This window comes from Pantanalinema rosaneae CENA516, assembly GCF_050753385.1.
Lineage (GTDB): Bacteria > Cyanobacteriota > Cyanobacteriia > Leptolyngbyales > Leptolyngbyaceae > Pantanalinema > Pantanalinema rosaneae.
Genome location: NZ_JBLZFZ010000023.1, coordinates 26,059 through 49,837, shown reverse-complemented (window position 1 = coordinate 49,837; position 23,779 = coordinate 26,059). Strand labels below are relative to the sequence as shown.

The 23,779-nt window shown below is 48.5% G+C and carries 16 protein-coding genes; 7 read left to right on the top strand and 9 right to left on the bottom strand.

Features of this window, described 5'->3' with window-relative positions:
* Positions 1-14: 14 nt before the first annotated feature.
* Positions 15-1,103 carry a potassium channel family protein gene (locus ACN4EK_RS14980; RefSeq protein ID WP_431658779.1) on the bottom strand — a complete coding sequence of 363 codons (1,089 nt, stop codon included), beginning with the start codon at positions 1,101-1,103 and terminating at the stop codon, positions 15-17.
* A 294-nt stretch (positions 1,104-1,397) separates the two neighbouring features.
* On the opposite strand from ACN4EK_RS14980, the gene ACN4EK_RS14975 reads away from it, so the two are divergent.
* The gene (locus ACN4EK_RS14975) at positions 1,398-2,810 is read left to right on the top strand and encodes a hypothetical protein (RefSeq protein WP_431658778.1); all 1,413 of its coding nucleotides are present in this window, start codon (positions 1,398-1,400) and stop codon (positions 2,808-2,810) included.
* Between the two features lie 124 nt (positions 2,811-2,934).
* Here the strand turns inward: ACN4EK_RS14975 and ACN4EK_RS14970 are convergent, their stop codons facing one another.
* Positions 2,935-3,465, bottom strand: a complete 531-nt coding sequence (locus ACN4EK_RS14970) for a hypothetical protein (RefSeq protein ID WP_431658777.1) — start codon at positions 3,463-3,465, stop codon at positions 2,935-2,937.
* A gap of 316 nt (positions 3,466-3,781) precedes the next feature.
* Between ACN4EK_RS14970 and ACN4EK_RS14965 the strand changes: the two genes are divergently transcribed.
* Positions 3,782-4,879: an AI-2E family transporter gene (locus ACN4EK_RS14965; protein WP_431658775.1), complete on the top strand. Its 1,098-nt coding sequence runs from the start codon at positions 3,782-3,784 to the stop codon at positions 4,877-4,879.
* Between the two features lie 99 nt (positions 4,880-4,978).
* On the opposite strand, the gene ACN4EK_RS14960 is transcribed toward ACN4EK_RS14965, so the two are convergent.
* Positions 4,979-6,370 (bottom strand): sensor histidine kinase, encoded by a 1,392-nt coding sequence (locus tag ACN4EK_RS14960; RefSeq protein WP_431658774.1) that lies wholly within the window; start codon positions 6,368-6,370, stop codon positions 4,979-4,981.
* A gap of 102 nt (positions 6,371-6,472) precedes the next feature.
* Here ACN4EK_RS14960 and ACN4EK_RS14955 point away from each other — a divergent pair, with 102 nt between their 5' ends.
* The 3 genes from ACN4EK_RS14955 to ACN4EK_RS14945 all read left to right on the top strand — a co-directional run bounded on the left by ACN4EK_RS14955 (position 6,473) and on the right by ACN4EK_RS14945 (position 13,455).
* Positions 6,473-7,165 carry a response regulator transcription factor gene (locus tag ACN4EK_RS14955; protein ID WP_431658773.1) on the top strand — a complete coding sequence of 231 codons (693 nt, stop codon included), beginning with the start codon at positions 6,473-6,475 and terminating at the stop codon, positions 7,163-7,165.
* An 82-nt stretch (positions 7,166-7,247) separates the two neighbouring features.
* A complete protein-coding gene (locus tag ACN4EK_RS14950) occupies positions 7,248-10,007 on the top strand; it encodes a cation-transporting P-type ATPase (RefSeq protein WP_431658772.1) in 2,760 nt (919 codons plus the stop codon).
* Positions 10,008-10,467: 460 nt separating this feature from the next.
* Positions 10,468-13,455, top strand: a complete 2,988-nt coding sequence (locus tag ACN4EK_RS14945) for a UPF0182 family protein (protein WP_431658771.1) — start codon at positions 10,468-10,470, stop codon at positions 13,453-13,455.
* An 8-nt stretch (positions 13,456-13,463) separates the two neighbouring features.
* On the opposite strand, the gene ACN4EK_RS14940 is transcribed toward ACN4EK_RS14945, so the two are convergent.
* Positions 13,464-14,099: an exopolysaccharide biosynthesis protein gene (locus tag ACN4EK_RS14940; RefSeq protein WP_431658770.1), complete on the bottom strand. Its 636-nt coding sequence runs from the start codon at positions 14,097-14,099 to the stop codon at positions 13,464-13,466.
* A 391-nt stretch (positions 14,100-14,490) separates the two neighbouring features.
* Between ACN4EK_RS14940 and ACN4EK_RS14935 the strand changes: the two genes are divergently transcribed.
* Together ACN4EK_RS14935 and ACN4EK_RS14930 are read left to right on the top strand one after the other, a co-directional pair.
* Positions 14,491-14,760, top strand: coding sequence for a GlsB/YeaQ/YmgE family stress response membrane protein (locus ACN4EK_RS14935; RefSeq protein WP_431658769.1), 270 nt, complete (start codon positions 14,491-14,493; stop codon positions 14,758-14,760).
* Positions 14,761-14,839: 79 nt separating this feature from the next.
* Positions 14,840-15,301, top strand: coding sequence for a hypothetical protein (locus ACN4EK_RS14930; protein WP_431658768.1), 462 nt, complete (start codon positions 14,840-14,842; stop codon positions 15,299-15,301).
* A 422-nt stretch (positions 15,302-15,723) separates the two neighbouring features.
* On the opposite strand, the gene ACN4EK_RS14925 is transcribed toward ACN4EK_RS14930, so the two are convergent.
* From ACN4EK_RS14925 to ACN4EK_RS14905, 5 genes are all read right to left on the bottom strand, one after another.
* Positions 15,724-16,602 (bottom strand): YwiC-like family protein, encoded by an 879-nt coding sequence (locus ACN4EK_RS14925; RefSeq protein ID WP_431658766.1) that lies wholly within the window; start codon positions 16,600-16,602, stop codon positions 15,724-15,726.
* Between the two features lie 68 nt (positions 16,603-16,670).
* A complete protein-coding gene (locus ACN4EK_RS14920; RefSeq protein WP_431658765.1) occupies positions 16,671-17,603 on the bottom strand; it encodes an alpha/beta hydrolase in 933 nt (310 codons plus the stop codon).
* Between the two features lie 149 nt (positions 17,604-17,752).
* Complete coding sequence (locus ACN4EK_RS14915; protein ID WP_431658764.1) at positions 17,753-19,453, bottom strand: hybrid sensor histidine kinase/response regulator; 1,701 nt, start codon at positions 19,451-19,453, stop codon at positions 17,753-17,755.
* 79 nt (positions 19,454-19,532) lie between these two features.
* The gene (locus tag ACN4EK_RS14910; protein WP_431658763.1) at positions 19,533-20,876 is read right to left on the bottom strand and encodes a hybrid sensor histidine kinase/response regulator; all 1,344 of its coding nucleotides are present in this window, start codon (positions 20,874-20,876) and stop codon (positions 19,533-19,535) included.
* Between the two features lie 35 nt (positions 20,877-20,911).
* Entirely contained in the window at positions 20,912-23,506 is a 2,595-nt protein-coding gene (locus ACN4EK_RS14905) for a hybrid sensor histidine kinase/response regulator (protein ID WP_431658762.1), read from the bottom strand.
* Positions 23,507-23,779: the final 273 nt, after the last annotated feature.

The window sequence follows — 23,779 nt, the reverse complement described above, 5'->3', positions numbered from 1 at the left end:
CACATCAGGCTGGACTAAAAACAACCAGGTTTGGATTGCAAGATCTGCTCTGGTTTATAGCCCATATATTTAATGAGCTTTGCCAGGTAGGGTGACCATTCATGGCGCATAGCAATATAGGAATCGGCTCCCGCTTCTGGATCGGCGATCGTGGTGATGCCTTCTGCCTTTAACCGCTCTAGTGCCTGGTAGTAGTGTTCCCGCCAGATCGATTCATAGATTTCCTGGGGTTGCGTCCGAACTTTTGGTAAGAGCGTATGACATAGTTCCTTCAATAAGTGTAAACCACCACACCATAGTTCGGCTGTGCCAGAAGAATTAATGATTGAGCGATATTGTTGTTGGTCAAGCGCACTTTTGATAAAAGTAGCGGTATCCATTGCCAGATAAGCAATGCGGGGTAAGGCATAGTAAGTCCGGCGATACCGAAAAAACAGCAGGACTGGATAGGAATTATTGGACTCTAAGAGGCTAATCAAATTCTGAGCGATTTCTGAAATATCTTGATCTAAAGTGTTGATACTGTTGTTTGCGGCCAAACGTGCTAAGAGTTCAACTGGATCGGCGGTATTAGCAGCCCGATGATGCAAACTCAGGGCAAATGTGTTGCGGCTGGTGAGGTTGCTATAAACTGATAAAACATAGGAAAGTGTTAAGGTAAATACTGAAAATCCCAAGATGCTTTTTAGAATGATGAGTAATCGATAGTTAGTGGTTTGGGGAGTAAGATCTCCTGTGCCTAAGGTGGTCAGAGCAAATCCAGCATAGTAGACAGCCGTAATAAAGTCTGTAGGAGTTTTTCCCTGTTCAGCGTAGATGGCAGTACCTAACCCTGGCCAAATCAGCAGCGCAAACCCGACTAAAAGCAACAGCACCCATACACTAATAATGGTGATGATGATGATTGGGCCGCCATAGGATAGGAAGCTATCGCGTTGCTTGCCTAATCCTGAAGCCAGCGATCGAAAACAGCCCCATACCGCTCTCGCCACAGGAATACTCATGACACTACTTTCAGCCCGTGGATGTAGGACGGTCAGAAAAATGTCTGCTAAAGCAAGCAAAACGAGTCCAGTACCAATTAGTTGCAAAAGGATTTGCATACGTGCCTTTTAATTCGTTGATCGATGTATCTCACTGCCACTGGTTATAACTAAAGCGACAGGAATTGCTTCATCACTCAAGCATAAGCAAGTTAGGGAATTCAACTACCTGAATGTAGGAGTTAATGATCTGGCAATTCGTCAACGAAGTACGATCGCGCAATTAATCCCAGAGGTTGATGCTTAATTCTACGTTAGGATTGATGATCAAAATCTGAGGGATATGTTGATAGCTCGGATTAAGTCACCTTACCCTCATGGCAAGCTTTCCCATGCTGTTACTTCATTAGGATCATGGTTAAATTTAAACCTGATTTTGAGCGCCGTTATCCTCGCCTCGAACGAGTGATTGCGCTGATTGCCCTGATTAATTTGGGACTCGTCTTGTTTAACCTCACTTACTTAAATTTGCGTCCGGTCTATCGCCAATATCTACCTGGTATAACGCAAATCTATGATCCAGTGAAAGGCATCGTTGCCCATCCGGAAACCGAGTATTACCAGGCACAGGTCGATCGGCTGAAGGAACAACTCACTCAGAATGAAGCGCGATCGCCTGAAATTGCAGGTTCATTAGCAACGTTAAGAGGATTGAGCCAACGCTTGATGACGGAGCCAGCGTTTGTGTCACCGCATGGAGAGTATGCTCTAGCGACGATTCAGCAACGTCTACGCACCAGAACAGGTCAGCCCTCCGCCCGTGATGCATTTGATCAATTTTGGAGTGCTGCTTATTTAGACCAGCAGAGGTGGCAATCAGAGCTTGCATTCTGGGATACCCAAGTTCGTCCCTTTCTCCAGGCGAACTACTACCGTAGAGTCAATCAATTCGGTGTAATAGTTGATTATTTTTGGCTAATTGATTTGCCATTTGTCCTGATTTTTTTGGCAGATAGTTTGATCCGCATCCTTTCGATCCGGCAACGTCGCCCCAATTTAACCTGGGTAGATGCCACTTGGCGACGCTGGTATGATGTGTTTTTGTTGCTACCATTTTGGCGCTGGCTACGGGTACTGCCAGTTGCCCTCCGTTTGTATCAGGTGGATTTGTTGAATCTGGAACCACTGAGAGTAGAAGCCCAACGGGATATTGTTGTAACCGTTGGGGCTGACTTAGTTGGACTAGCGGGAATAGAAATGGTTAACCAGATGCAGGATGCAATTCGTCAAGGCGAGTTACTTAATTGGTTGTCGTCCGCCGTTGCCCCGTCACCCGATCGAGATGCTTCCACACAGCTTGTGATTCAGGATGATGTCATGGCGATCGCGAATCACCTCTATGATGTGAGCCTGCATCGCGTTCTGCCACGAATTCAGCCGGATGTCGAAGAACTGGTACAACATAGTGTAGCCAGAACCCTGGAGCAGATGCCAGGATATGCACAGTTACATCATTTACCAGGGCTGGGACAGGCTTCTACCCAGGCGGTACAGCAATTATCTAATTCTGTAGTGCAGGGTCTTTATCACAGTCTAGCGGGTACGTTATTAGATGCAGAAGGTAAAGAGATCACCCACCGCTTACAACATAATCTACGTGAGGCGATCGTAGAAGAGTTTAATCAGCACAATACACCCGAGGAAATTCAATCTAGATTGCTGGATGCTCTAGAGAAATTTAAATTGAAATATGTGAGAGCGTTGGCTGAAGCGGGTGGTGAAAAACTAGCTGAACAGGCAGAACTATTACACAGACAAATTGGCTAAGGGATTAAGGCGTAACATCAGGCAGTAACTCTACCCGTTGATAACCAACTGGAGGAATTTACTCTGATATGCTACGCCTTTACCGTAATCTGCTAATTGTGCAAGATTGACAGATAGCACTGATTTAATAGGCTGGATTGGGAGAGGTGTAAGGTAGGGCAGAGCCACCGGGAGCGATCGGACTATTGACATCACCTGTAGCTCGAATACCCTGTAACATTCCCATCTGATCTAGTTGTTGAGTGATTAGATTGGGATTGCATACTTGCGGAACCACAACATACTGATTGAAAGGAGCTTCATAGTAGATGTTGGGGCAAGGATTTTGGGGGGCTGGAGGAGTACTGGCGATTCGAATTTGTGAAAGGTCTACCGATGCTCCAGTGCCAGGAAGCGAAATTGTTCGATTGGGAGCCATTTGTTGTCCAGGAGCCATTTGTTGTCCAGGAGCCATTTGTTGTCCGGGAACCATCTGTTGTCCAGGAACCATTTGTTGCCCGGGAGCCATTTGTTGCCCGGGAGCCATTGGCTGATTTGGTAGTTGAGCTACGGGCACTGCGATCGCAGCGGAGCTTAAGGGTAGACCAAGGAGTAGTCCACCGAGAGCCGTACCCAGCAATCTTGTATGCTTCGTCAATACATTAAACAGTGTCATAGAGTTCTCCTTGAAACATGTAATTGGATAGTGTTGTATCTGACTACCTTAGATTAGTTAATTTAACTTTACTCTTCTTCGGACTGTTGATATATTCACTCCTCTATCAATAGAGTGATCAAAAATTATCTAGACAACGAGAGACTTAACCATTAAAACTTTCAATTGATGTAGATAGAACGATAATAATTCAAACACTATAGCCATCAAAAAAGATGTCACTTTTTAGTCACATTTGTATGTAAAACTAGGATATAAAAGTGTCTGTCATGAACATGTACAACGGTTGTTTGGGTTGGAATAATGGAAAACTTCTATGATGAGACGACGCACTCACCGAACATTTCTAGGCCGTGTACTGCTAGTGATTGGTCTTGTCGGGCTATCTATTTTAGTAGCTTTGTTCTCCTGGGCAGTGATTGATGTTTTGTTACTAGCCTTTTTAGGAGTGCTAGTTGCCGTGGTGTTGCGAACATTGGCAAAACCGATCGCCCGTAAAACACCGTTATCCAGTCGGTGGGCATTAGGAGTGGTTGTCGTCTTATTGTTACTTGTTTTCGCTGGTATCGGTTGGTTGCTGGTACCAGAAATTATTGCCCAGGCAGAACAGTTAGTAGACCAAATTGGGATCGGGATCGAACAGCTAGAGACGATCGTGCAAAATCAATGGGGGCAGGATGGTCTTGGTGATCTTCTGCCGGGAGATAATGGGCAACGATTCAATCCTGCCAATCTTCTGCCCCGGATCATGAATACCTTTGCATTAACCCTGGGGATTTTGGGTAATGTGCTGTTTGTGCTGTTTATTGGACTGTTCGTTGCCTTTGATCCACAACTGTATCGCCGTGGCATTATTAGCCTGATTCCTCGCAATGGCAGAGAGCGGGCACGGGAAGTCGTTGATCATGTGGTGCATGGCTTGCGAGCCTGGTTGCTAGGACGCATTATCTCCATGCTTGTTATCGGGATTGTCACCAGTCTGGGGCTATGGCTTTTGAATATTCCATTGGCACTGGTGTTAGGGGTAATTGCAGCCTTATTGGAGTTTATTCCCGTTCTGGGGCCGTTACTGGCAGCCGTTCCAGGGGTTTTGATTGCTGTTACGGTTGAGCCGATGCAAGCCGTTTATGTGGCTGTGTTCTATCTTATCGTGCAACAACTTGAGGGCAATGTATTAACTCCGATCGTGCAACAGAAGGTCGTATCTTTGCCGCCTGCCCTGGGGTTATTTACTGTATTAGCTATGGGAATTGTCTTCGGTATGTTAGGTATTCTGGTGGCTACACCATTGACCGTTGTGGTGTTTATTATGGTGCGAATGCTTTATTTAGATGATGTCCTCGATTCGCCCCCGGAAGAACTTACCCATCGGCAGAGGATAGGAGACTGCGTTGCAGATGACCTTGATCATTGACGATCGACAACACTACTCCCGATCGCAGATCGATCGCTGCGTTGAGGCATTCACCCAGGTCGCTAAGACATATAGCAAGATTCCAATTTAACACCATGATCAACGATGGGTAAACAATCCAGTGGTCTGAGGCTGGGGTAATTGAATGGTAAAGGTTGTACCCACACCGACTTGACTTTCGACCCTCAGTTCTCCCTGGTGTAAATCTAGACACTTTTTTACCACTGCCATGCCTAAACCACTGCCCGCTACGTGACCCGCATTGCGCCCTCGGCAGAATGGTTCAAAGATTCTGGCTTGCTCCTCCTCCGGAATACCAATGCCCTGATCCTTGACCTGGACCATCACTCGATCCGGTTCACAGGTTAGTGTAAAGTAAACCGGGCTGTCTGGAGGGGAGTATTTGATGGCATTAGACAATAAATTACTCAGGATCGAGTAGAGTAATCGTTCATCCAGGTAGGCATAGGTTCGAGAGCCATGCTTGTCAAATTGAATGGTGCGGGGATGTTCGCTAAATAGTTGGATATCTTCAATCAGATTTAAGCAGAAGAATTGCATTTCTAACAACTCAGGTTTGCACTCTAACTTGCCAGCATCCGCCCTCGCCAGGGTTAAAATATCATTGAGTAACTGAGTCATTAATTGAGCCGATGCCTGAATTTGCACCAAATTTTTCAGTTTAGCTGGCTCAACCAAATTTATCAATTGCTCTTTTAATAATTGCGATGAACCCGCAATCACACTCAATGGTGTGCGGAATTCGTGGGATACCATCGAGAAAAACTGAAGTTTCAATTCTCCCAGTTCCTTTTCTTGGGCGAGTTTCTGTTGTGCCTGCTCCAGTTGTTGCCGTTGAAACATCTGGCGATACAATAGAGCATAAACCGCGAGTAGACCCACGAAGGCTAATACCGTTCCCAGATTCTCGATCGCCATTCTCACCTGAGAATTAACCTGCGCCTGTTCTACCTGATGTTGCAAAATCTGTTCCTCTGCGGTTTGCAACTCAGTAATCATTTGCCGGATTTCGGTTTGATTTTGATTAGTTTGCATCACCAGAGGATGCTCTGCCGTCAGCGGCGATCGATATTCAGCGAACTGCTCAAACAAATCGCGGCGTTGACGAATCAGGGTTTCGAGCGTATCTAACCGTTGTTCCTGGGTGGGAGTATCCTCTAACGGCTGGCGCAACTGTTCTAACTTGGTGGTCAATCGTTGCATTGCCTGATCATAACTTGCCAGTTCAGTGTGTTCACCCAGAAGAAAATAGCGCCACCGCCGGGTTTCAATATCGGTCAGGGTTTCTGAAACATTGGTCAATGCCGTAAGCACTGCATGGGTTTGCTTCACCCGGATCTGACTGGCAATCAGTTGAGTCGCATTTTGGTAAGAGAAAAAATTAACTAACATCATTAACAACAGTGCCAAACAGAACACGGCTGTCACCCATTTGCGTTCCAATGACCACTTGAGAGTGCTGAGAGTCATTACCATCCGAGCATAGGAATTTTGGATTAGAGTAAATTCAGGCGCGATCGCGACACAGTACCGTTGATAAGTCCAATCTAAAACCTGAAGTCTAAAATCTCAATGCGTGTTTTGGTTGTTGAAGATGATGGGCGGATTGCCGATATGCTGACGGAAGCATTGACCAACCGCCAGTATGACGTGGATGTGGCTGAGGATGGCGAAACCGCCTGGAATTTGGTCAACACGATCGAGTATGACTTGATTGTGTTGGATTTGACCCTGCCTAAAGTAGATGGCATCAAATTATGTCAGCAGTTACGGGCGAGGGGGATGGGTGCCCGCAACGCCACGATTCCCGTCATGATGTTGACCGCTCGGGATACGATCGCCGACAAAATCATCGGTTTAGATGCTGGTGCTGATGATTACATGGTCAAACCCTTTGATATTGAGGAACTCATGGCTCGCCTGCGGGCTCTCTTACGTCGCGGTAATCCTACGGCGAATCCCACGCTGGTTTGGGGGGAATTACGCTTGAATCCCAGTACCTACGAAGCCACCTATCAGGAGATGCCCCTCAGTTTAACGCCGAAGGAATTTGCCTTATTAGAATTGCTGATCTCCAGTGGTCGGCGGGTGATGAGCCGTCCGATTATTATCGAAAAACTCTGGTTGCCCGAAGAAACTCCCACCGAAGAAGCGGTAAAAACCCATATCCGTACCCTGCGCCAAAAGTTGAAACTTGCCCATGCCCCCGATGACCTGATCGAAACGGTTCATGGCATGGGATATCGGCTCAAGCAAGTCTCATGATCATCCTGTCCCCCCGATTTCCCCCCGATTTCCTTCTGCCCTCCCGACCTTGACTTGATACTCTGAGGAACAATTAAGCTGTATGAGTAATTTTCGGGCTATGCAAACGATCGCTAAATCCACTCCACCGACACTGTTTTACAAACTTTCAGGTCAGGAGGTTATCGAGCAGATTCAAAGTCATCCCGATCGTGGCTTGACCCTGGCAGAAGTCAACCAACGTCAGCAGCAGTATGGTTTAAATGAACTAGCGGCTAAACCTGGAAAGCCCGCTTGGTTGCGGTTTCTGCTGCAATTTAACCAGGCATTGTTGTATATTCTGCTGGTGGCTGGAGCGATTAAAGCCCTCCTGGGTTCCTGGACAAATGCGGCGGTGATCTGGGGAGTGACTTTAATCAACGCCATTATTGGGTTTGTGCAGGAATCAAAGGCAGAAGGGGCGATCGCGGCACTGGCAAAGGCTGTCACCACGGAAGCCACCGTGATCCGGGATGGCAGCAAACAACAGATTCCGTCGCAGCAATTGGTACCGGGAGATCTGGTTCTGCTGACCTCAGGGGATAAGGTTCCGGCAGATCTACGATTGCTGACGGTGCGCGGCTTACAAGTGGATGAGTCGGCACTCACGGGGGAATCGGTTCCGGTCGAGAAATCGCTCCAGCCGTTACCCGCTAATACGCCGTTAGCCGAACGCAGCAATATGGCGTATGCCGGGAGCTTTGTCACCTTTGGGCAGGGCAGCGGGGTGGTTGTAGCAACGGCAAATCAAACCGAAGTTGGACAAATTTCGCAATCGCTTGATCAAAGCCATAGTCTGAGTACACCGCTGACGCGCAAATTTGCCAAATTCAGTCAGACGTTGCTGTATATCATTCTGTCCCTGGCTTCATTGACGTTCTTCGTGGGGTTGGGACAGGGCCGATCGTGGACAGAAATGTTTGAAGCGGCGGTTGCCTTGGCGGTCAGTGCCATTCCGGAGGGACTGCCAGCCGTGGTGACGGTCACTCTAGCGATCGGGGTGAATCGCATGGCTCGCCGACACGCTATTATCCGCAAACTCCCAGCCGTGGAAACCTTAGGAGGGGCGACCGTCATTTGTTCCGATAAAACGGGTACGCTGACCGAAAACCAAATGACGGTACAGGCAATTTATGCGGGAGGGCAACTGTACGAGGTCAGTGGAGTGGGCTATGATCCGGACGGTGAGATGAGATCGGCTTCGGGTGATGCGATCGCGATTGGGCAGGCAGCCTCTCCCCATGCACCAGAACTATCGGTTTTACAGGATTGCTTAATCGCTGGGGTGGTCTGTAATGATTCCCATCTGGAATGGCGAGACGGGCAGTGGACAGTGATCGGTGATCCCACTGAGGGAGCCTTAATTGTTGCGGCACAAAAAGCTGGCTTAGACCAGGCTCAATTACATCAAGGATTTCCCCGCTTAGATGTCATTCCCTTTGAGTCGCAGTTTCAGTACATGGCAACTCTGCACCAGAGGAGTGACAACAATATTATCTATGTCAAAGGTTCCCTGGAAGCGGTGCTGAAGCGGTGTCAGGTGATGCGGGATTCTTCAGGATTATTGACCCCCCTCGATCGCGATCAGATCGATCGGGAAGCGGAACACCTTGCCGAACAGGGATTACGGGTTCTGGCATTTGCCGAAAAAGCGGTGTCTACCCAGCAAACTGCGATCGATCACAGTGATCTGGAGCAGAAGTTAACCTTTTTAGGCTTGCAGGGCATGATTGATCCACCCCGATCAGAGGTAATCAATGCGGTGTATGCCTGTGAGTCGGCGGGCATTCAGGTCAAGATGATTACGGGCGACCATCTGACCACGGCTACCGCGATCGCGGAGCGGATTGGGCTCAACCAGCAAGGGCAGGTGGTTGGCTTTACTGGACAGCAGTTAGCAGAGATGAACGATGCGGATCTCGCCCAGGCAGTGGAAACGGGCTCAGTGTTTGCCAGGGTGGCTCCGGCGCAAAAGCTGCGGTTAGTGGAAGCCCTCCAGTCCAAGGGCGAAATTGTGGCGATGACGGGGGATGGGGTGAATGATGCCCCTGCCTTAAAACAGGCGGATATCGGGATTGCGATGGGTAAAGCGGGTACCGACGTGGCACGGGAAGCCGCAGATATGCTGTTAACAGACGATAATTTTACCTCGATCGAAGCGGCGGTCGAAGAAGGGCGTACCGTTTATCAAAACTTGCGGAAAGCGATCGCCTTTATTCTGCCGGTGAATGGCGGCGAGTCCATGACGATTTTACTCAGTGCCCTACTGGCGCGGGATTTGCCGATCCTATCCCTCCAGGTGTTGTGGCTGAATATGGTCAACTCCGTCGCCATGACTGTGCCCCTAGCGTTTGAGCCGAAGTCCGAACAGACTATGGCACATCCTCCCCGCGATCCGCGCGAACCGTTACTGTCCGGCACTCTGTTTCAACGGATTGCTGCCGTTTCCGTGTTCAACTGGATCTTAATCTTTGGCATGTTTGAATGGGCACGCCGCACCACGGGGGATTTAGCCGTTGCTCGGACGATGGCAATTCAAGCATTGGTCGCCGGACGAGTGATTTACTTGTTGAGTGTGAGTCATTTGGGAACGGCGATCGTCCAACGCTTACGGGGTCGTCAGAGTGCTTTTAGGGCTCCCGCGATCGGAGTTGGGATTTTGAGCGCGATCGTACTCCAGGTGGTGTTTAGTCAATGGAGCGTGATGAATACGCTATTTAGAACGGCTCCTCTGACGCTAAATCAATGGTTGATTTGTTTAATTCCGATCGTGCCGATGCTGATATTAGTAGCATTTGTGAATCGGATTGATCCGACTGAATAAGCTGTCACTGTCTGCTAAATCTGGGTTAACAACCATTCTGTGCCTTGCCCTACCCTCACCCTAGCCCTCTCCCCCAGGGCGAAGAAACAAGAATTCTAGATCCCTTCTCCCTGGGGCTACGGTGTACACACAAGTCGAGTCTGACTTCGTTTACATCCTTTTAGCCCCCTAAATCCCCCAATTCTGAGGGACTTTGAAGGTTTAATTCCCCCCAAAATTGGGGGGATAGGGGGGCGAAATGCAGGAGCTTGAGGTGGTTGAAAAGATGTGTGTACACGGTAGCTCCCCAGGGAGAAGGGTTAGGGATGAGGGCAAAATCCAGGACATCACAAAGCTGGTATGAACCTGAGGTCGGCTGAAAGAATAACAAACTCGCGATCGTAGCGTATAGCATAGAAATAACCCTGATAGAGCAAATTGATCTCGCTCACAGGGAAACCTGGACTACTGGGGAATGGCTGTGACCTGGAACCGTCTATTTCAACTGTTGACTGTCCTCCTGGGAATCGGATTATTACTAGATTTAGTCTCCCGACTAGGAGCAGAAATTCTCTGGTTTCAGGAAGTTCACTATCTGGCAGTGTTCCTGCTGAAATTTCAGGTGCGCCTGATCCTATTTGGTCTCGTCACTGGGGGAAGCGCACTCTACTTATTAGGCAATCTGGTATTAAGTCAGCGCTTGAAATATGCCGATCCACCCCCTGATCAGCAGCAGCTACCCCAGAATGACAGTCGGCAGCGACAGCGCCGATCGCCCAATCGCGTCCCTTTATCCCGACCCCCTACCTCGGCGATTGCCGTCACATCGGCACTCAAGTTGCGATCGCTATTACCCCTTACCCTCGCCCTGAGTTTGTTAATCGGAGCGCTGTTGGTTTACTACGGTCATCTGGCTGTGAATTATTGGCAGGCAGGCCCAACGCTTTCTACCCCCTTCGTGGCTCGATTTAACCTGAAGAATTTGTGGCAACTGGGCAGCCAATTAAGTTATCAGCTTTGGTGGTTAGGGGGTGGGATCGGAACGGCGATCGTTGTGTTGATTTATCCCCGATATTGGTTGACGACGATCGCCATTATGTTCAGTACGGTGCTGGGGTGGTTATTCTCCAAACAATGGGCCGTCATCCTGCAATATCTGCATCCCACGGCATTCAATACGGCTGATCCCTTATTTGGGCAGGATATTGGCTTCTATATCTTTACCCTACCGCTCTGGGAACTGCTGGAACTGTGGCTATTCGGACTCAGTTTGTACGGCTTTGCGGCGGTGATGCTGACCTATCTGTTATCGGGGAATAGTCTCAGCCAGGGACAGTTTCCGGGGTTTTCCTCTGCCCAGCAACGGCATTTATATGGGGTGGGCAGTGCTCTGATGGCAACGATCGCCTTTAGCTATGGGCTGGGGCGGTATGAATTACTCTATTCCCCGCGAGGAGTCGCCTTTGGTGCCAGCTATACCGATGTGATGGCACAACTCCCAGCCTATACCGGATTAAGCATCCTGGCGTTCGCGATCGCGGGCTACCTGCTGTGGCGCACGATCTTCTGGCAGGCGAAATCTCCCCATCGCCATTGGGTCAGGCTCGGGTTGGGGTTATTTGGTGTCCTGGTGATGGCTGGGGTGATCGTCCCTGAGGTGGTGCAGTATTTGATTGTGCAGCCGAATGAACTGGCGCGGGAGCGTCCCTTTATCGAACGCACGATTGCCTTAACCCGACAAGCCTTTGGTCTGGAAGCGATCGATGCCCAAAATTTTGATCCTCAAGGGCAACTGACCGAAACCGACTTAACCGAGAATGAACTGACCATTCGCAATATTCGCCTGTGGGATCAGCGTCCTCTGTTGGAAACGAATCGCCAACTCCAGCAAATTCGTCCGTACTATCGGTTCCCAGATGCGGATATCGATCGCTACACACTGCAAACCAATGTACCGACCCGCCAGCCTGCCACTGCCCCCGATCAACCCACCGCTACTCCCACTACTCCTACAGAACAACGACAGGTGCTGATTGCCGCCCGCGAACTGGATTACAATGCTGTACCTCAGGAAGCCCAAACCTGGGTAAACCGCCATTTAATCTATACCCATGGCTACGGCTTTACCCTCAGTCCGGTGAATACCGTAGGAGCGGGGGGACTCCCGGAATATTTTGTTAAGGATATTACCGGCGGTGAAACTGGAGCCTTGACCACTTCCAGCCCGGAGATTCGCGCCAGCATTCCGATCGGCTTACCTCGGATCTATTACGGCGAGATTGCCAACACCTACGTCATGACCCGCACCCTGACCCGGGAATTGGATTTTCCCAGTGGCAGCGATAATGCCTACAACGTCTATGATGGGCAGGGTGGGATTAATCTTGGTTCCTGGTGGCGGCGCGGCTTGTTTGCCTTGTATCTACGGGACTGGCAGATCTTATTTACCCGTGATTTTCTCCCCGATACTAAAGTATTATTCCGGCGGAACATTAAACATCGGATTCAGGCGATCGCCCCGTTTCTCCACTACGACAGCGATCCCTACTTGGTGACTGCTGATGTCCCCAGAGCCGACCAGCAGGATCAAAACTATCTGTACTGGATTATTGATGCCTATACGACCAGCGATCGTTATCCCTACTCCGACTTAGGCAGTGAAGGGGTTAACTACATGCGGAATTCGGTCAAGGTGGTGGTGGATGCCTATCACGGCTCGGTTGATCTCTATGTTGCCGATCCCAGTGATCCGATAATTACCACCTGGTCAACGGTGTTTCCCAATTTATTCAAACCGTTAACCGCCATGCCTGTAACCTTGCGGAGCCATATTCGCTACCCCGTAGATTTCTTCAAGCTACAATCCGAGCGGTTGATGACCTATCACATGATCGACCCACAGGTATTTTATAACCGGGAAGACCAGTGGCAGATTCCCAATGAAGTCTATGGCAACGAATCCCGTCCGGTTGAACCGTATTACCTGATCACCAGTTTGCCTGCCGTCCCGTTTGAAGAATTTATTCTGCTGCTCCCCTACACCCCTCGCCAACGCACCAACTTAATTGCCTGGTTAGCCGCGCGATCGGATGGGGAGAACTACGGCAGGTTGTTACTCTACACCTTTCCCAAAGAACGCCTGGTCTATGGGCCTGAGCAAATTGAAGCCCGAATCAATCAAGATCCGGTGATTTCTCAACAAATTTCGCTCTGGAACCGCCAGGGTTCACGGGCAATTCAGGGTAACTTGCTGATCATCCCGATCGAGCAGTCGCTGCTGTATGTTGAACCACTTTATCTGGAAGCGACGCAAAACAGCCTGCCAACGCTAGTCCGAGTCATCGTGGCTTACGAGAATCGGATTGTCATGTCGCCTACATTAGAAGAAGCGCTACAAGCCATCTTTAGACCGCAAGTTACCCCAGACACCACCATTATTCGTCCCGTAGAAGAACCGACGATTCAGTAAGTCTTGCTTTACCGCCCCAGCATTCCCTTGACCGTATGCTGGAGCCAATCGTACAGGCTAGTACCGCCCATTGCCAGGGCATACAGAATCGAGAGGGTCAGCGTGGCTCCCATCAAGCAGAGCACTAGCCCGGACAGGCTAATCGCACCATCATCATCCAACAGCCCAAAACCTGTGACGAAAATGCCGATCGCAGGCAGAGTATTGGTTCCCGGAATCGGAATCATCATGGAGATTGCCATCAGGGTAATTGCCAACCCAATCACAGCCCGTCCGGTGCGACTGGTGCAAACGATCGTCAGGCGTGGTCTTGACAACTGTTCAATTCGCTGCATCCAGGGAATTCCTGACTTGACAAATCCCTGTACCTGACTTAGAGCGATCGGATGGTGCATGATGCGGGCGGGCAACCAGGGGGTTTTTGCCCCTACCATCAACTGCACCGCCAACAGTAACATCACAATGCCAAAGGGCACAGAATATCCGGCGGCGGGAACCGGTAGGGCAGAGGGCAACGCCAGCAACACAAACAAAAACCCAAAGGTGCGTTCCCCTGCCAGTTGCAGCACATCGGCGAGGGTCACTTGGTCAGCCGGAGGTTCTTCAATTAAAAAGCGATACAGGTCTTTCGAGAGCTGAGCCATAATAGCGACAATGTTTTCCTGGTACTTGAGCCATCCTACGCCATTAGAATTTAGCCTTCAATCCGCCTGGATGGCAAATATAGACCAGTGCTAGGAACTAGCTGTGCCTGCTCATGAACCGCCACGATCGCGGACAGGATAGGTCACGTTGCTAAAATCTTTCAGCCAGGGGAGGTCTTCCAACTCAAGTTTTATGTGTAATAAAACACAATAGAATTCATTAATCATGTCAGCTAGCTTTTGAGAACAGTGGAGATGAAAGTGACATGAAAGTGACATTGAAAAAATCAAGTGAAAGATATTTTTGGATTTCATAGCTCAACTTTTGATTGAGGATTTACAACTAAAACAGCGATAGGATTCAGTTGTAATCACATTTGAGGATACAACGATGAATATTCTTGCCTGGATTATCTTAGGTTTTCTGGCTGGAGCGATCGCTAAAATGATTTATCCTGGTACGCAGGGCGGTGGCTGGATTAGTGACATCATCCTGGGCATTATCGGAGCGGTGATTGGTGGCAGTGTGATGACCCTGATCCAGACAGGAACCCTACAATTTACGGCGGCCAGTCTCAGTATCCCTGGAGTGATTGTGGCAGTGATTGGCGCGATGATTGCCATCTTCATTTGGGAATCGATGATTCGGCGGCGGGCATAAATTGCATTGTTAACTCCCATGATTCTGCCGGAATTGGCAGATGAGTCGATTAAATAACGTTAAATAGGAGGAATCTCTCATGATGGCTTGGTTCGGTCGCACAGCGATCGTGGGTACGGTTGTGTTAGCTAGTCTACCAGCAGCGGCTCAATCCGCCAGCGCTCAAACCTGTACGCCTTTACGTGTGGTAGGTGAAAACACAACAGTAGTTGAAAAATCCGTTTCGCCACCCGGAACAGGAATCACACGGGATAATTGGCATACCGATTTCCTGATTCCGAACACTCAATCATTCCGCCGTTATGTTGTTAACATTCTGCCCCTTAATGGTGGCGATTATAACGTGCAAATGAATCTGAAATACAATGATGATACTGCCGATACTGTCTATAACCAGGTAACTGGGTTACCCGAACGGCAAACCTTTTCGATCGCTGGTATCCCTCGGGCAAGTGCCAATCCTTATCAGGTTAATGTGCAAGTTGGCGGCGTTCCTGTCATTGGCAACTCTTATCGGGTATCTGTTTCAGGATGTAGTTAATGTTTTCTCACCTTCTAAAGATCAGCCAATGTTAGTCCCCCGCTCTTCAGAGAGTTGGGGATTTTAATTACAGCCGTTGTCAGATGAATAAACCACAGTGAAGATGGGGAGTGGGGAGTAGGGAGTGGTGTGGTTTAACCAAGTGAAAATCGCGGTAAGCGGCAATTTTGGTTGTGTCGCAAAAACTGATGGGTGGTAATGTAGATAGGCCTAACCTTGCCCTTTCTTCCTCCGATGTCTACTGGTCAGTCAATTAATCATTGACGGGTCGCTAAAACCCAGGTTGTTGATTGAGGCTGAATTTTGCAGGTCTTCGACCCGTCAAAATTTTCCTGACGGAACACTACTTCCACTTTGTTCAAATAGCGGCATTTTTTGCCCTGAGTCAATTAGCCCTTGCCTGGTGGTTGCGCCACCCGGAGCTACATAGTGTAATTAGCCAGGTGAGTCGGTAGAACCGAGAGGGCTGTCAAGCTGCCAAACGCTAAAGCCGAACCGGTTTCGAGCATGGCAACGAATTGAATTCGGGTGGTGCAGTACCATTGGCGCTGCCAGAGAATTAAACCAACTTTGACCAGCACCAGGCTAAAGGGTAGGGCTGTCCAGAGCGATACCACACCAAATCCAGCTAATCCCACAACCAGAACACTGGCAATCAGGTGATAAACTATTAATCGTCGAATCGCGGCTTCTAGAGATTCCTCTGATTTCAGTTTTCGCAGTTTCACAGTGAAAATTGCACTGGAGAAAAATAAGGTATTGAGCAGCCACAAGCCGATCGCTGTGGGCGTTAAATCATTCGTTGTGACGACATAGGCAAAGGGAGCCGCTAAACAAACGGCGGCAAATGTGATCAACTCGTTGACAATCGCTTTCTGTTCGCGCTGGAAAACAGACACACTATCCATCCCCAGGGCAACGATCGCACTCGCATAAATTCCGAGCAGGGGTGAGAACCATCTGCCAGTGTGCCAGTAGAGATATAGAGCGATCGTTGCCGCCATCCCACCATAGACGCTACCCCACAGTAAAAATCGTGGTTTCCAGGATTTACGCTGGCGAATTTGTACCACGAGGGGATGCTCGGCTTGAAATCCGCAGAAGGCACAAATCAGCGCCAGGGTGGTTGCCCAAGTCCATTGTTGGGCGGCGGCTGCCCCTGTGAAAAACGCGACGAGCAAAACGATGTAAACTCCATGCTCAGGCGAAACCGTGGGACGGCACCAAGCCGGGAAATGCAAGGACTGCGATCGCGGGGAAGCAGTCGGTTCGGTGGCAGAACTCAGGTGAGGGGATGTCATAACGCCAGGAAGCTAAACTAGTTCCACTCTAGACCCTGGACAAGCTTTCATCTATGAGATGGCTCATATTAGGACTGGGGGAGATTAAGCTGGATTTGCTCAGCTAACCAGACATATAGATCGCGGATGGCTTCTGGAGGCAGACCATGCCCCGCATCGTACCACTTGACTTGTTTCGGCTGACTGGCGGCTTGCTGAAAGGCTGAGGCATCGGCATACTCAATCACTTGATCATGCCGTCCATTTAGAAATAACAGGGTAGCTGGAGCGGCGTGACCAATGTACCGAATCGGTTCGATCGGCTGCATCGCTTTTAACCACGGTTGCCTGCGGGCGGGTGGAATATCATTTAAATTGCAATGTCGTCGTTGTCCGACGGTACAAAAAGCAATGGAACCACTACTGGCAACCATCAATCCATAGGCTTTAATCCGGCGCTCAATACCTGCTAACAGCCCACCCATTGAGCCACCATAGCTATATCCTACAAAGGCAAGTCGCTGTGGATCGACCTCTGGCCGATCGAGCAACAAATCAACCCCCCGTTGTAAATCCTGGATGATTTGAATCTGATATTCCCGATCGCGCTCCGTAAAGGTTAGGGGTGAACCCGGTCTGCCAGAATAACCGGGACGGGCAAAGGGCGCACTCACTGCCAGCACAACGGCTCCAGCACGCGCAAGCTCTTTGGCAGAGTTAAGGCTGGTATCCCGAGATCCCTCAACCCCATGCAACATCAGAACACCGGCAAACGAACCGGTTCCAGCTTTTGCCACTAAATAGGCAGGTACCCGTCCACCCGCCGGACTGGCATAGGTTAAATCATAAATTTTGAGGTTCTGGTCTGTGCGAACAGCGGCAATTTGAATATCTAAAGGTTGCTGACGATCATAGACAAAAGGCTCCGTTAATGGATCTGCGGCTAGCGGATAGCTGCCAACAAACGTGACCACGATCGCTCCTAGCAGGCAAAGGAGAGAATAAACGTTTCTTTTCTGCATTCAGTCCACCTTTAAACCACATTCGTAGGATAACAAGCCTGATAAAGCAACTGCCAGCCCGGTCTGTAACGGCAAAGCCTTGAGGCGATCGATGCTGCGAGGATGGCAGCAATTTTTATCTAAAGGCGTTGCCCTGATAAAATCACTTTCTAGACCGGAACCGCAGATGGAATCGTCAGTGTGAACGTCGTTTGTCCTTGACCACTACTCGCCTCAATCTTACCTGCCATGTGTTCTACCAGTCTCTTCACCAGCGCCAGCCCTAGACCCGTTCCCCCCTGTTGCCATTGATCTGTACCAATCACACGATAGAACTTTTTGAAAATATGGGGTAACTCGTCAACCGGAATTTCTGTACCATAATTCGTGATTTGCCAGCGAATTCGCTCCGGTTCAGCGTTGACCTGGATGACAATCCGTTCCTCCGGTGGCGTATATTTGCAGGCATTGTGTAAGAGTTCTGCCAGAATTCGCTTTAAGGCGTTAGGGTCAGCTAAGATGGGTGGCAAAGCATCCGGTATTTCTAAAACCAGGGATTGGTGGCGCACCTGAGCCCGTTCCTGAAATGAACTCAACAAGTTCGGCAGCCAACAGGTTAAATCAATTGGCTCAATCACTAATGGTTGTTTACCTGCCTCCAGCCGTTGGAGATCTAGTAAGTCATTCACCAGGCTAATCTCACGATCGCACTCATTAGTCAAAATGTGCAAATATTGCGAGATGCGTTGGTTCGCTTTGGGGGGAATCAGGTGCAATTCATCTGCCTGGGCTAGGTTATTCTGAATTTGCTTAAACACCAACTCTAGCATTTGGATTGCCATTTTCATGTTGGTTACAGGCGATCGCAACTCATGCGAAACGGTACTGAGAAAATCATCTTTTAATTGGTTCAAATGCTCTAATGCTGCGAGGCGGGTTTGACTGGCCTGGTAAAGCCGAGCTTGCCGAATCGCGATCGCACATTGATTGGCAACCTGTTGGACTAAACGAATCTCTGGTTCGCTAAATCCGGTGTCCGGCGATCGGGCTAACCACAAATCTCCTAAGACACTTTGGTCATCAATGATGGGGCAATTTAAAATAGAGTTGGGTTGCCAGTCAGGTTTGACTAACTTGGGAGTTAACTCACAAAACTGGATGGGTTGACCCTGGAGAAGCTGGGGCAATGTATCAGAAAAGGCAGTCAGTTGCGTGACGGCGCTCCGTAAAGACACACCATGTTTGATCACCTCATGGGTTACTGTCAGGGTATCCTGAGCCAAATTAAACAACGCTGTATCACAGGCACAGATGCCCAGACCCCGCACCAACTCTTCAACCGCCGTCTGCAAGATTTGTTGTTCATCCAAACTATCTCGGACTTTATCGGTAATCCGTTTTAATAACGCTTCAAAGTTAAGTGATTGTTCTAGTTGCTGGGTTTGCTGTTTTAAAAAGTGATTTTGTTGTTCCAGCGTTTTAGTTAAATGTTGTAGCTTTAGATGCAGCCGTACCCTCGCCAATACTTCATCCTGTTGGAAGGGTTTAGTAATGTAATCGACTGCTCCCAAATTTAGCCCACGTACCTTATCCACTGTTTCTGATAAGGCTGTCATAAAAATAATGGGAATTTCGCTGGTAATCAGGTTTGCTTTGAGTCGTTCGCAGGTGGCAAACCCATCAATTCCCGGCATAATCACATCTAATAAAATTAAATCGGGTAGACAATACTGTACCTGCTTCAGGGCACGCTCACCGTCTAACGCGATCGCTACTTCAAATCCGGCTTCATCTAAGAAATGAGAGAGGACTTCTAAATTAGCGGCATTATCATCAACAATTAAAATTACATTTTTATGAGAAGCTTCCATGACGACTATCAAACTAATGGCAAAGTCGATTTAAACTTGATGCTGTTCGATGTTTGATGACCATTAAGCGCTTCACCTCCTATGCTTGGCTGGTCGTTAAACCATACTTGGGACGATCAGGAATGGAACAGGCTTGAATCGGTAGACTGATGATAAATTCTGATCCCTGCCCCAAGACTGAGTTAACTTTCAATGTACCACCATGCTTATCAACAACAATTTGGCGGGTAATCGAGAGTCCTAACCCCGTTCCCACTCCTACAGGCTTGGTCGTAAATACATGATCAAACAATTTCTTCTGCACATCCTCAGACATACCAATCCCATTATCATGAATGCGAATGATAACTTGATCGTTGGTTTCCGTTAGCCTAGTCTGAATCAGAATCCGGTTAGGGTGGGCGCGAATCTCCTCAAAGCTGCGACCGTGATTGGATTCTTCCAAGGCATCGATCGCGTTTGCCAGGAAATTCATAAAGACTTGATTCAGTTGTCCGGGAAAGCAAGGGATGGCTGGTAGGGTTCCGTAGTCTTTTTTGATCTCGATCGCCGGACGCTGCTCATTTTCCTTAAGGCGATGCTTCAGGATCATCAGGGTACTATCAATTCCTTCATGAATGTCAAATAGAATGGGGTGATCGTTGTCCCCTCTAGAGAAGGTGCGTAAGCTGGTACTGATTTTACAAATGCGTTCCACCCCTTCTTTCATTGAGAGCAACAGTTTGGGAAAATCCTCACGTAGATACTCCAGATCAATCGTATCGATCGCCGTCTCCACTTCAGTGCCTGGATTGGGGCAGTGATGCTGATACACATCAATCAAGTACAGGAGATCCTTGACATAGGTTTCAGCATGGTTGAGGTTTCCGTTAATAAACCCAACTGGATTATTGATTTCATGGGCAACTCCCGCCACTAATTGCCCTAAGGTAGACATCTTTTCCTGTTGGGCTAAACGTAATTGGGATTCTTGTAAGTCCGTCAAGGCGCGAGTGAGTTCTGCCGTTCTGGCAGCGACCATTGCTTCCAAATTCTTATTCAGGTAGCGGAGTTGTAAATGCAGTTGCACCCGGGCTAACACTTCAGCTTCCTGAAATGGTTTAGTAATATAATCAACTGCCCCTAAACTAAAGCCTTTCACCTTATTCTCTGTATCGGAGGAAGCGGTCATGAAAATGACTGGAATATCACGACTTTGAGGGTTTTCCTTTAACCGCTTGCAGGTTTCAAACCCATCAATTCCTGGCATCATTAAATCCAGTAAAATCAAATCTGGCAAACTATATGGAATTTGCTTCAATGCCCGCTCGCCATCCAGCGCGATCGCCACTTCGTATCCAGCATCGCTTAATGCCTCAGAAATCAGCTCCAAGTTCGATAAGGTATCATCAACAACTAGAATTAACGGGGAATCTTTCATCATGCCAGTTATCTCACGCTAAATTGTTATTACAGCCGTCATACAGGTTTGCTTTGAATATATTGTTTTAAGAGTTCCTCGATTTTCTCTGCTTGAAAACTTTGAGCCAGTTGAGTGATCTGTTGAATGAGTGGGGTGTACTCTGCCTGCGATCGCTCCAGCGCTTTGACTTCCTCAATCAACTTTTTCAGCCGACCTTGCTGAGCTAAAACCAGCAGTGCTTCTAATGTTTCAATGGGTGGTAGAACTAGATCTGAAGCATGAGTCGTCATATTAGCCATTGGGGAACTGAGATGCGGTGCCGCGATCGTTTTAACTGCCGATACTTCATAGTTCCAAACCAGATTAAGATGCTGTTCTAATATCTGAAACAATTCATCTGCCTGAACAGGTTTTGTCAGAAAATCATCTCCACCTGCTGCCAAACTCTTCTGGCGATCCATCTCGGATACCGATGCCGATGAAATGATCGCTCGAATGGTCTTAAGGGTTTCTGATTGGCGTAAATGCTGTAATAGTTCATAGCCATTCATCACTGGCATCAGCACATCCGAAATGATTAAATCTGGGATTAAACCAACTAATTTCTCCAGGGCTTCTTGCCCATTTTCAGCTTCTACAAGCTTAAATCCCAGAGGTTCCAGAAGGTTGACTAGCACTGAGCGATTTTCCCACTTGTCATCAACAACTAAAATCGTTTTGCGAGTGCCCTGGTAGCCAATGATCCGCCTGCCATCGGTAGTGGTTGCATCCTGCCGCCATTCTTCCGCGATCGCCAGATCTACTTCAAAGAAAAACGTACTGCCGACATCAACTTGGCTGTGCACTTGAATTTGGCTGCCCATCAAATTGACAATTTTGTGGCTAATGGCTAGTCCTAAACCAGTGCCCTCTACCCGATGTTTATACTTACCAACCTGTTCAAACGGTAGGAAAATTTTATCTATCTCTTCCGTACTAATGCCTACCCCCGTGTCGATGACTTCAAACCGCAACCGGACATACTGTTCATGCGTAACGCGATCGAGATTGCCAGCACTGGGTTCGATCGCATTCGTGGTCAGGTCAGGGGGCAGCGATCGCTCAACCTGCTCAACTCGGAATGTAACACTCCCCTGCTTGGTAAACTTAATCGCATTGCCAATTAAATTAATTAAGACTTGACGTAACCGTTTTTCATCCGCTTGAATGCCTTCTGGCAAGTGAACTGTGGGCTGATAATTGAACTCAATCCCTTTTTGCTCGGCACGAATCCGATTAATCTCAATAATGCCCTGAAGAAAAGATGGCAGATGGAAGCCTTTGGGTTGAAGTTCCATCTTGCGAGCTTCAATCTTTGACAAATCCAAAATGTCGTTAATCAGCATTAACAGGTGTGACCCACACTGATAAATGATATTGACACCACGCTGTTCTTTTTCCCCCCACGTCTCTGCCCGACTGAGGATTTGGGCATAGCCAAGAATGCCATTTAATGGAGTTCGCAGTTCGTGGCTCATATTGGCAAGAAACTCACTCTTTGCCTCATTAGCAGAATCAGCGATCTTTTTGGCCGCATCCGCCGCTGCCTTTGATTTCTTCAGTTGCGCCTGCTCGAACGCTTGCACCTGCCACAACACAACAATCATCGTAATCGTCAACCCCGCTACCACTAATGCCATCAAGTTTAAGGGGCGGAGTTGGGCTTCAATATTCTCTTGCGGAATCACTAAAGCCACTGACCAATTTGCCTCTCGTAATGGAATAAAGGCGACATACTGGGGAACACCATCCAGAGAAACTAGCTCGATTCCCTGTTCCTCGCTGACCATCCGTTGGGCGATCGTGGTTAGATCGCTATCTGGGAAGGTGAGAAAACTGGGGGCAGGCTTTTCCAGGGTGGACATCAGAGAGGCGTTGGGATGCACGATCGCTTCTCCCTTAGAGTTCAAGGCAAAGGCATAGCTACCCTCGCCATACTGTAAGCTGCTGATAACATTGACCACCTCGTTGATACTAATCACCCCATTGATTGCCCCAATCACGGTTCCCAAAGGCTGTTCTGGCGTTGGTTTTCCCGACCATACCGGCACAGCATAGGCAACGACTCTCACCCCCGGGGGAACCCGAGCGACCAGGGGGTTAGAGAGGCTACTCTTTCCTGCGATCGCCTCCTGAAAATGTTTACGGTCTTGGAGATTAATGGTTCCTTGGGGCTGCCCTTTCAGGGTGGTGTAGAGGAAGCCATCCGCCGTAATCATGCCAAAGTAGGTAAACTCCGGTAGCCGTTGTTGTTCTGCTAATAAATAGGGAGCGATCGTCGCCCAATTCATTGTCCGAAAGGTTGGGTTGTTGGCACTGGATTCTAACGCTGCCTTATATTTGGCAATCCAGGTATCAATCCGTTCTGCCCCTTGCTGCACTTCTAAAAAAGCATTCTTTTTCAAGCTATCTAGCAACAAATTCCGAACGACTTGATAACTGTAGTAAGCCGATAGACTAACCGTTAACGTCGTTGCCGCAATGATCAGGCGCACAACTAAATTTTGACGCGGTTGTATCACCGTATGATCAGGCTTAGGCAGTCCCTGCCGCCACCGTTGGAGCAAGCTCTGTTGTTTAATTGGTTCCTGAATCGGCGGTAGAGCAGGCATAGCAAATGGGTGGATACACAACGATCGCTACTTGATAGAATGCCCATATTTTTGCCGATAAGAAACAAACCTGACATCACAGGGGCACTCAATATTCTCTTTTTAATGGAGAAAAAACAATTATAGTGGCTTACCCACTACACTCAAACCGTAGAGGAAAAAACAATATTTTCCTAAGGGAAAAATAATTCAGGCGCTAAACTCTGAATTTTTGTAACACTATGAATCACCGAATTTATCTGACGGTAGTTTCAGGGAAAACTGTAGCGATGA

Excerpts from the sequence above, each read along its gene's own strand:
- ACN4EK_RS14950 (WP_431658772.1), top strand. The coding sequence starts at position 7,248 with ATGAGTAATTTTCGGGCTATGCAAACGATCGCTAAATCCACTCCACCG.
- ACN4EK_RS14965 (WP_431658775.1), top strand. The coding sequence starts at position 3,782 with ATGATGAGACGACGCACTCACCGAACATTTCTAGGCCGTGTACTGCTA.
- ACN4EK_RS14925 (WP_431658766.1), bottom strand. The coding sequence starts at position 16,602 with ATGACATCCCCTCACCTGAGTTCTGCCACCGAACCGACTGCTTCCCCG.
- ACN4EK_RS14935 (WP_431658769.1), top strand. The coding sequence starts at position 14,491 with ATGAATATTCTTGCCTGGATTATCTTAGGTTTTCTGGCTGGAGCGATC.
- ACN4EK_RS14930 (WP_431658768.1), top strand. The coding sequence starts at position 14,840 with ATGATGGCTTGGTTCGGTCGCACAGCGATCGTGGGTACGGTTGTGTTA.
- ACN4EK_RS14910 (WP_431658763.1), bottom strand. The coding sequence starts at position 20,876 with ATGATGAAAGATTCCCCGTTAATTCTAGTTGTTGATGATACCTTATCG.
- ACN4EK_RS14955 (WP_431658773.1), top strand. The coding sequence starts at position 6,473 with ATGCGTGTTTTGGTTGTTGAAGATGATGGGCGGATTGCCGATATGCTG.
- ACN4EK_RS14920 (WP_431658765.1), bottom strand. The coding sequence starts at position 17,603 with ATGCAGAAAAGAAACGTTTATTCTCTCCTTTGCCTGCTAGGAGCGATC.
- ACN4EK_RS14940 (WP_431658770.1), bottom strand. The coding sequence starts at position 14,099 with ATGGCTCAGCTCTCGAAAGACCTGTATCGCTTTTTAATTGAAGAACCT.
- ACN4EK_RS14960 (WP_431658774.1), bottom strand. The coding sequence starts at position 6,370 with ATGACTCTCAGCACTCTCAAGTGGTCATTGGAACGCAAATGGGTGACA.
- ACN4EK_RS14975 (WP_431658778.1), top strand. The coding sequence starts at position 1,398 with ATGGTTAAATTTAAACCTGATTTTGAGCGCCGTTATCCTCGCCTCGAA.
- ACN4EK_RS14970 (WP_431658777.1), bottom strand. The coding sequence starts at position 3,465 with ATGACACTGTTTAATGTATTGACGAAGCATACAAGATTGCTGGGTACG.
- ACN4EK_RS14915 (WP_431658764.1), bottom strand. The coding sequence starts at position 19,453 with ATGGAAGCTTCTCATAAAAATGTAATTTTAATTGTTGATGATAATGCC.
- ACN4EK_RS14905 (WP_431658762.1), bottom strand. The coding sequence starts at position 23,506 with ATGCCTGCTCTACCGCCGATTCAGGAACCAATTAAACAACAGAGCTTG.
- ACN4EK_RS14980 (WP_431658779.1), bottom strand. The coding sequence starts at position 1,103 with ATGCAAATCCTTTTGCAACTAATTGGTACTGGACTCGTTTTGCTTGCT.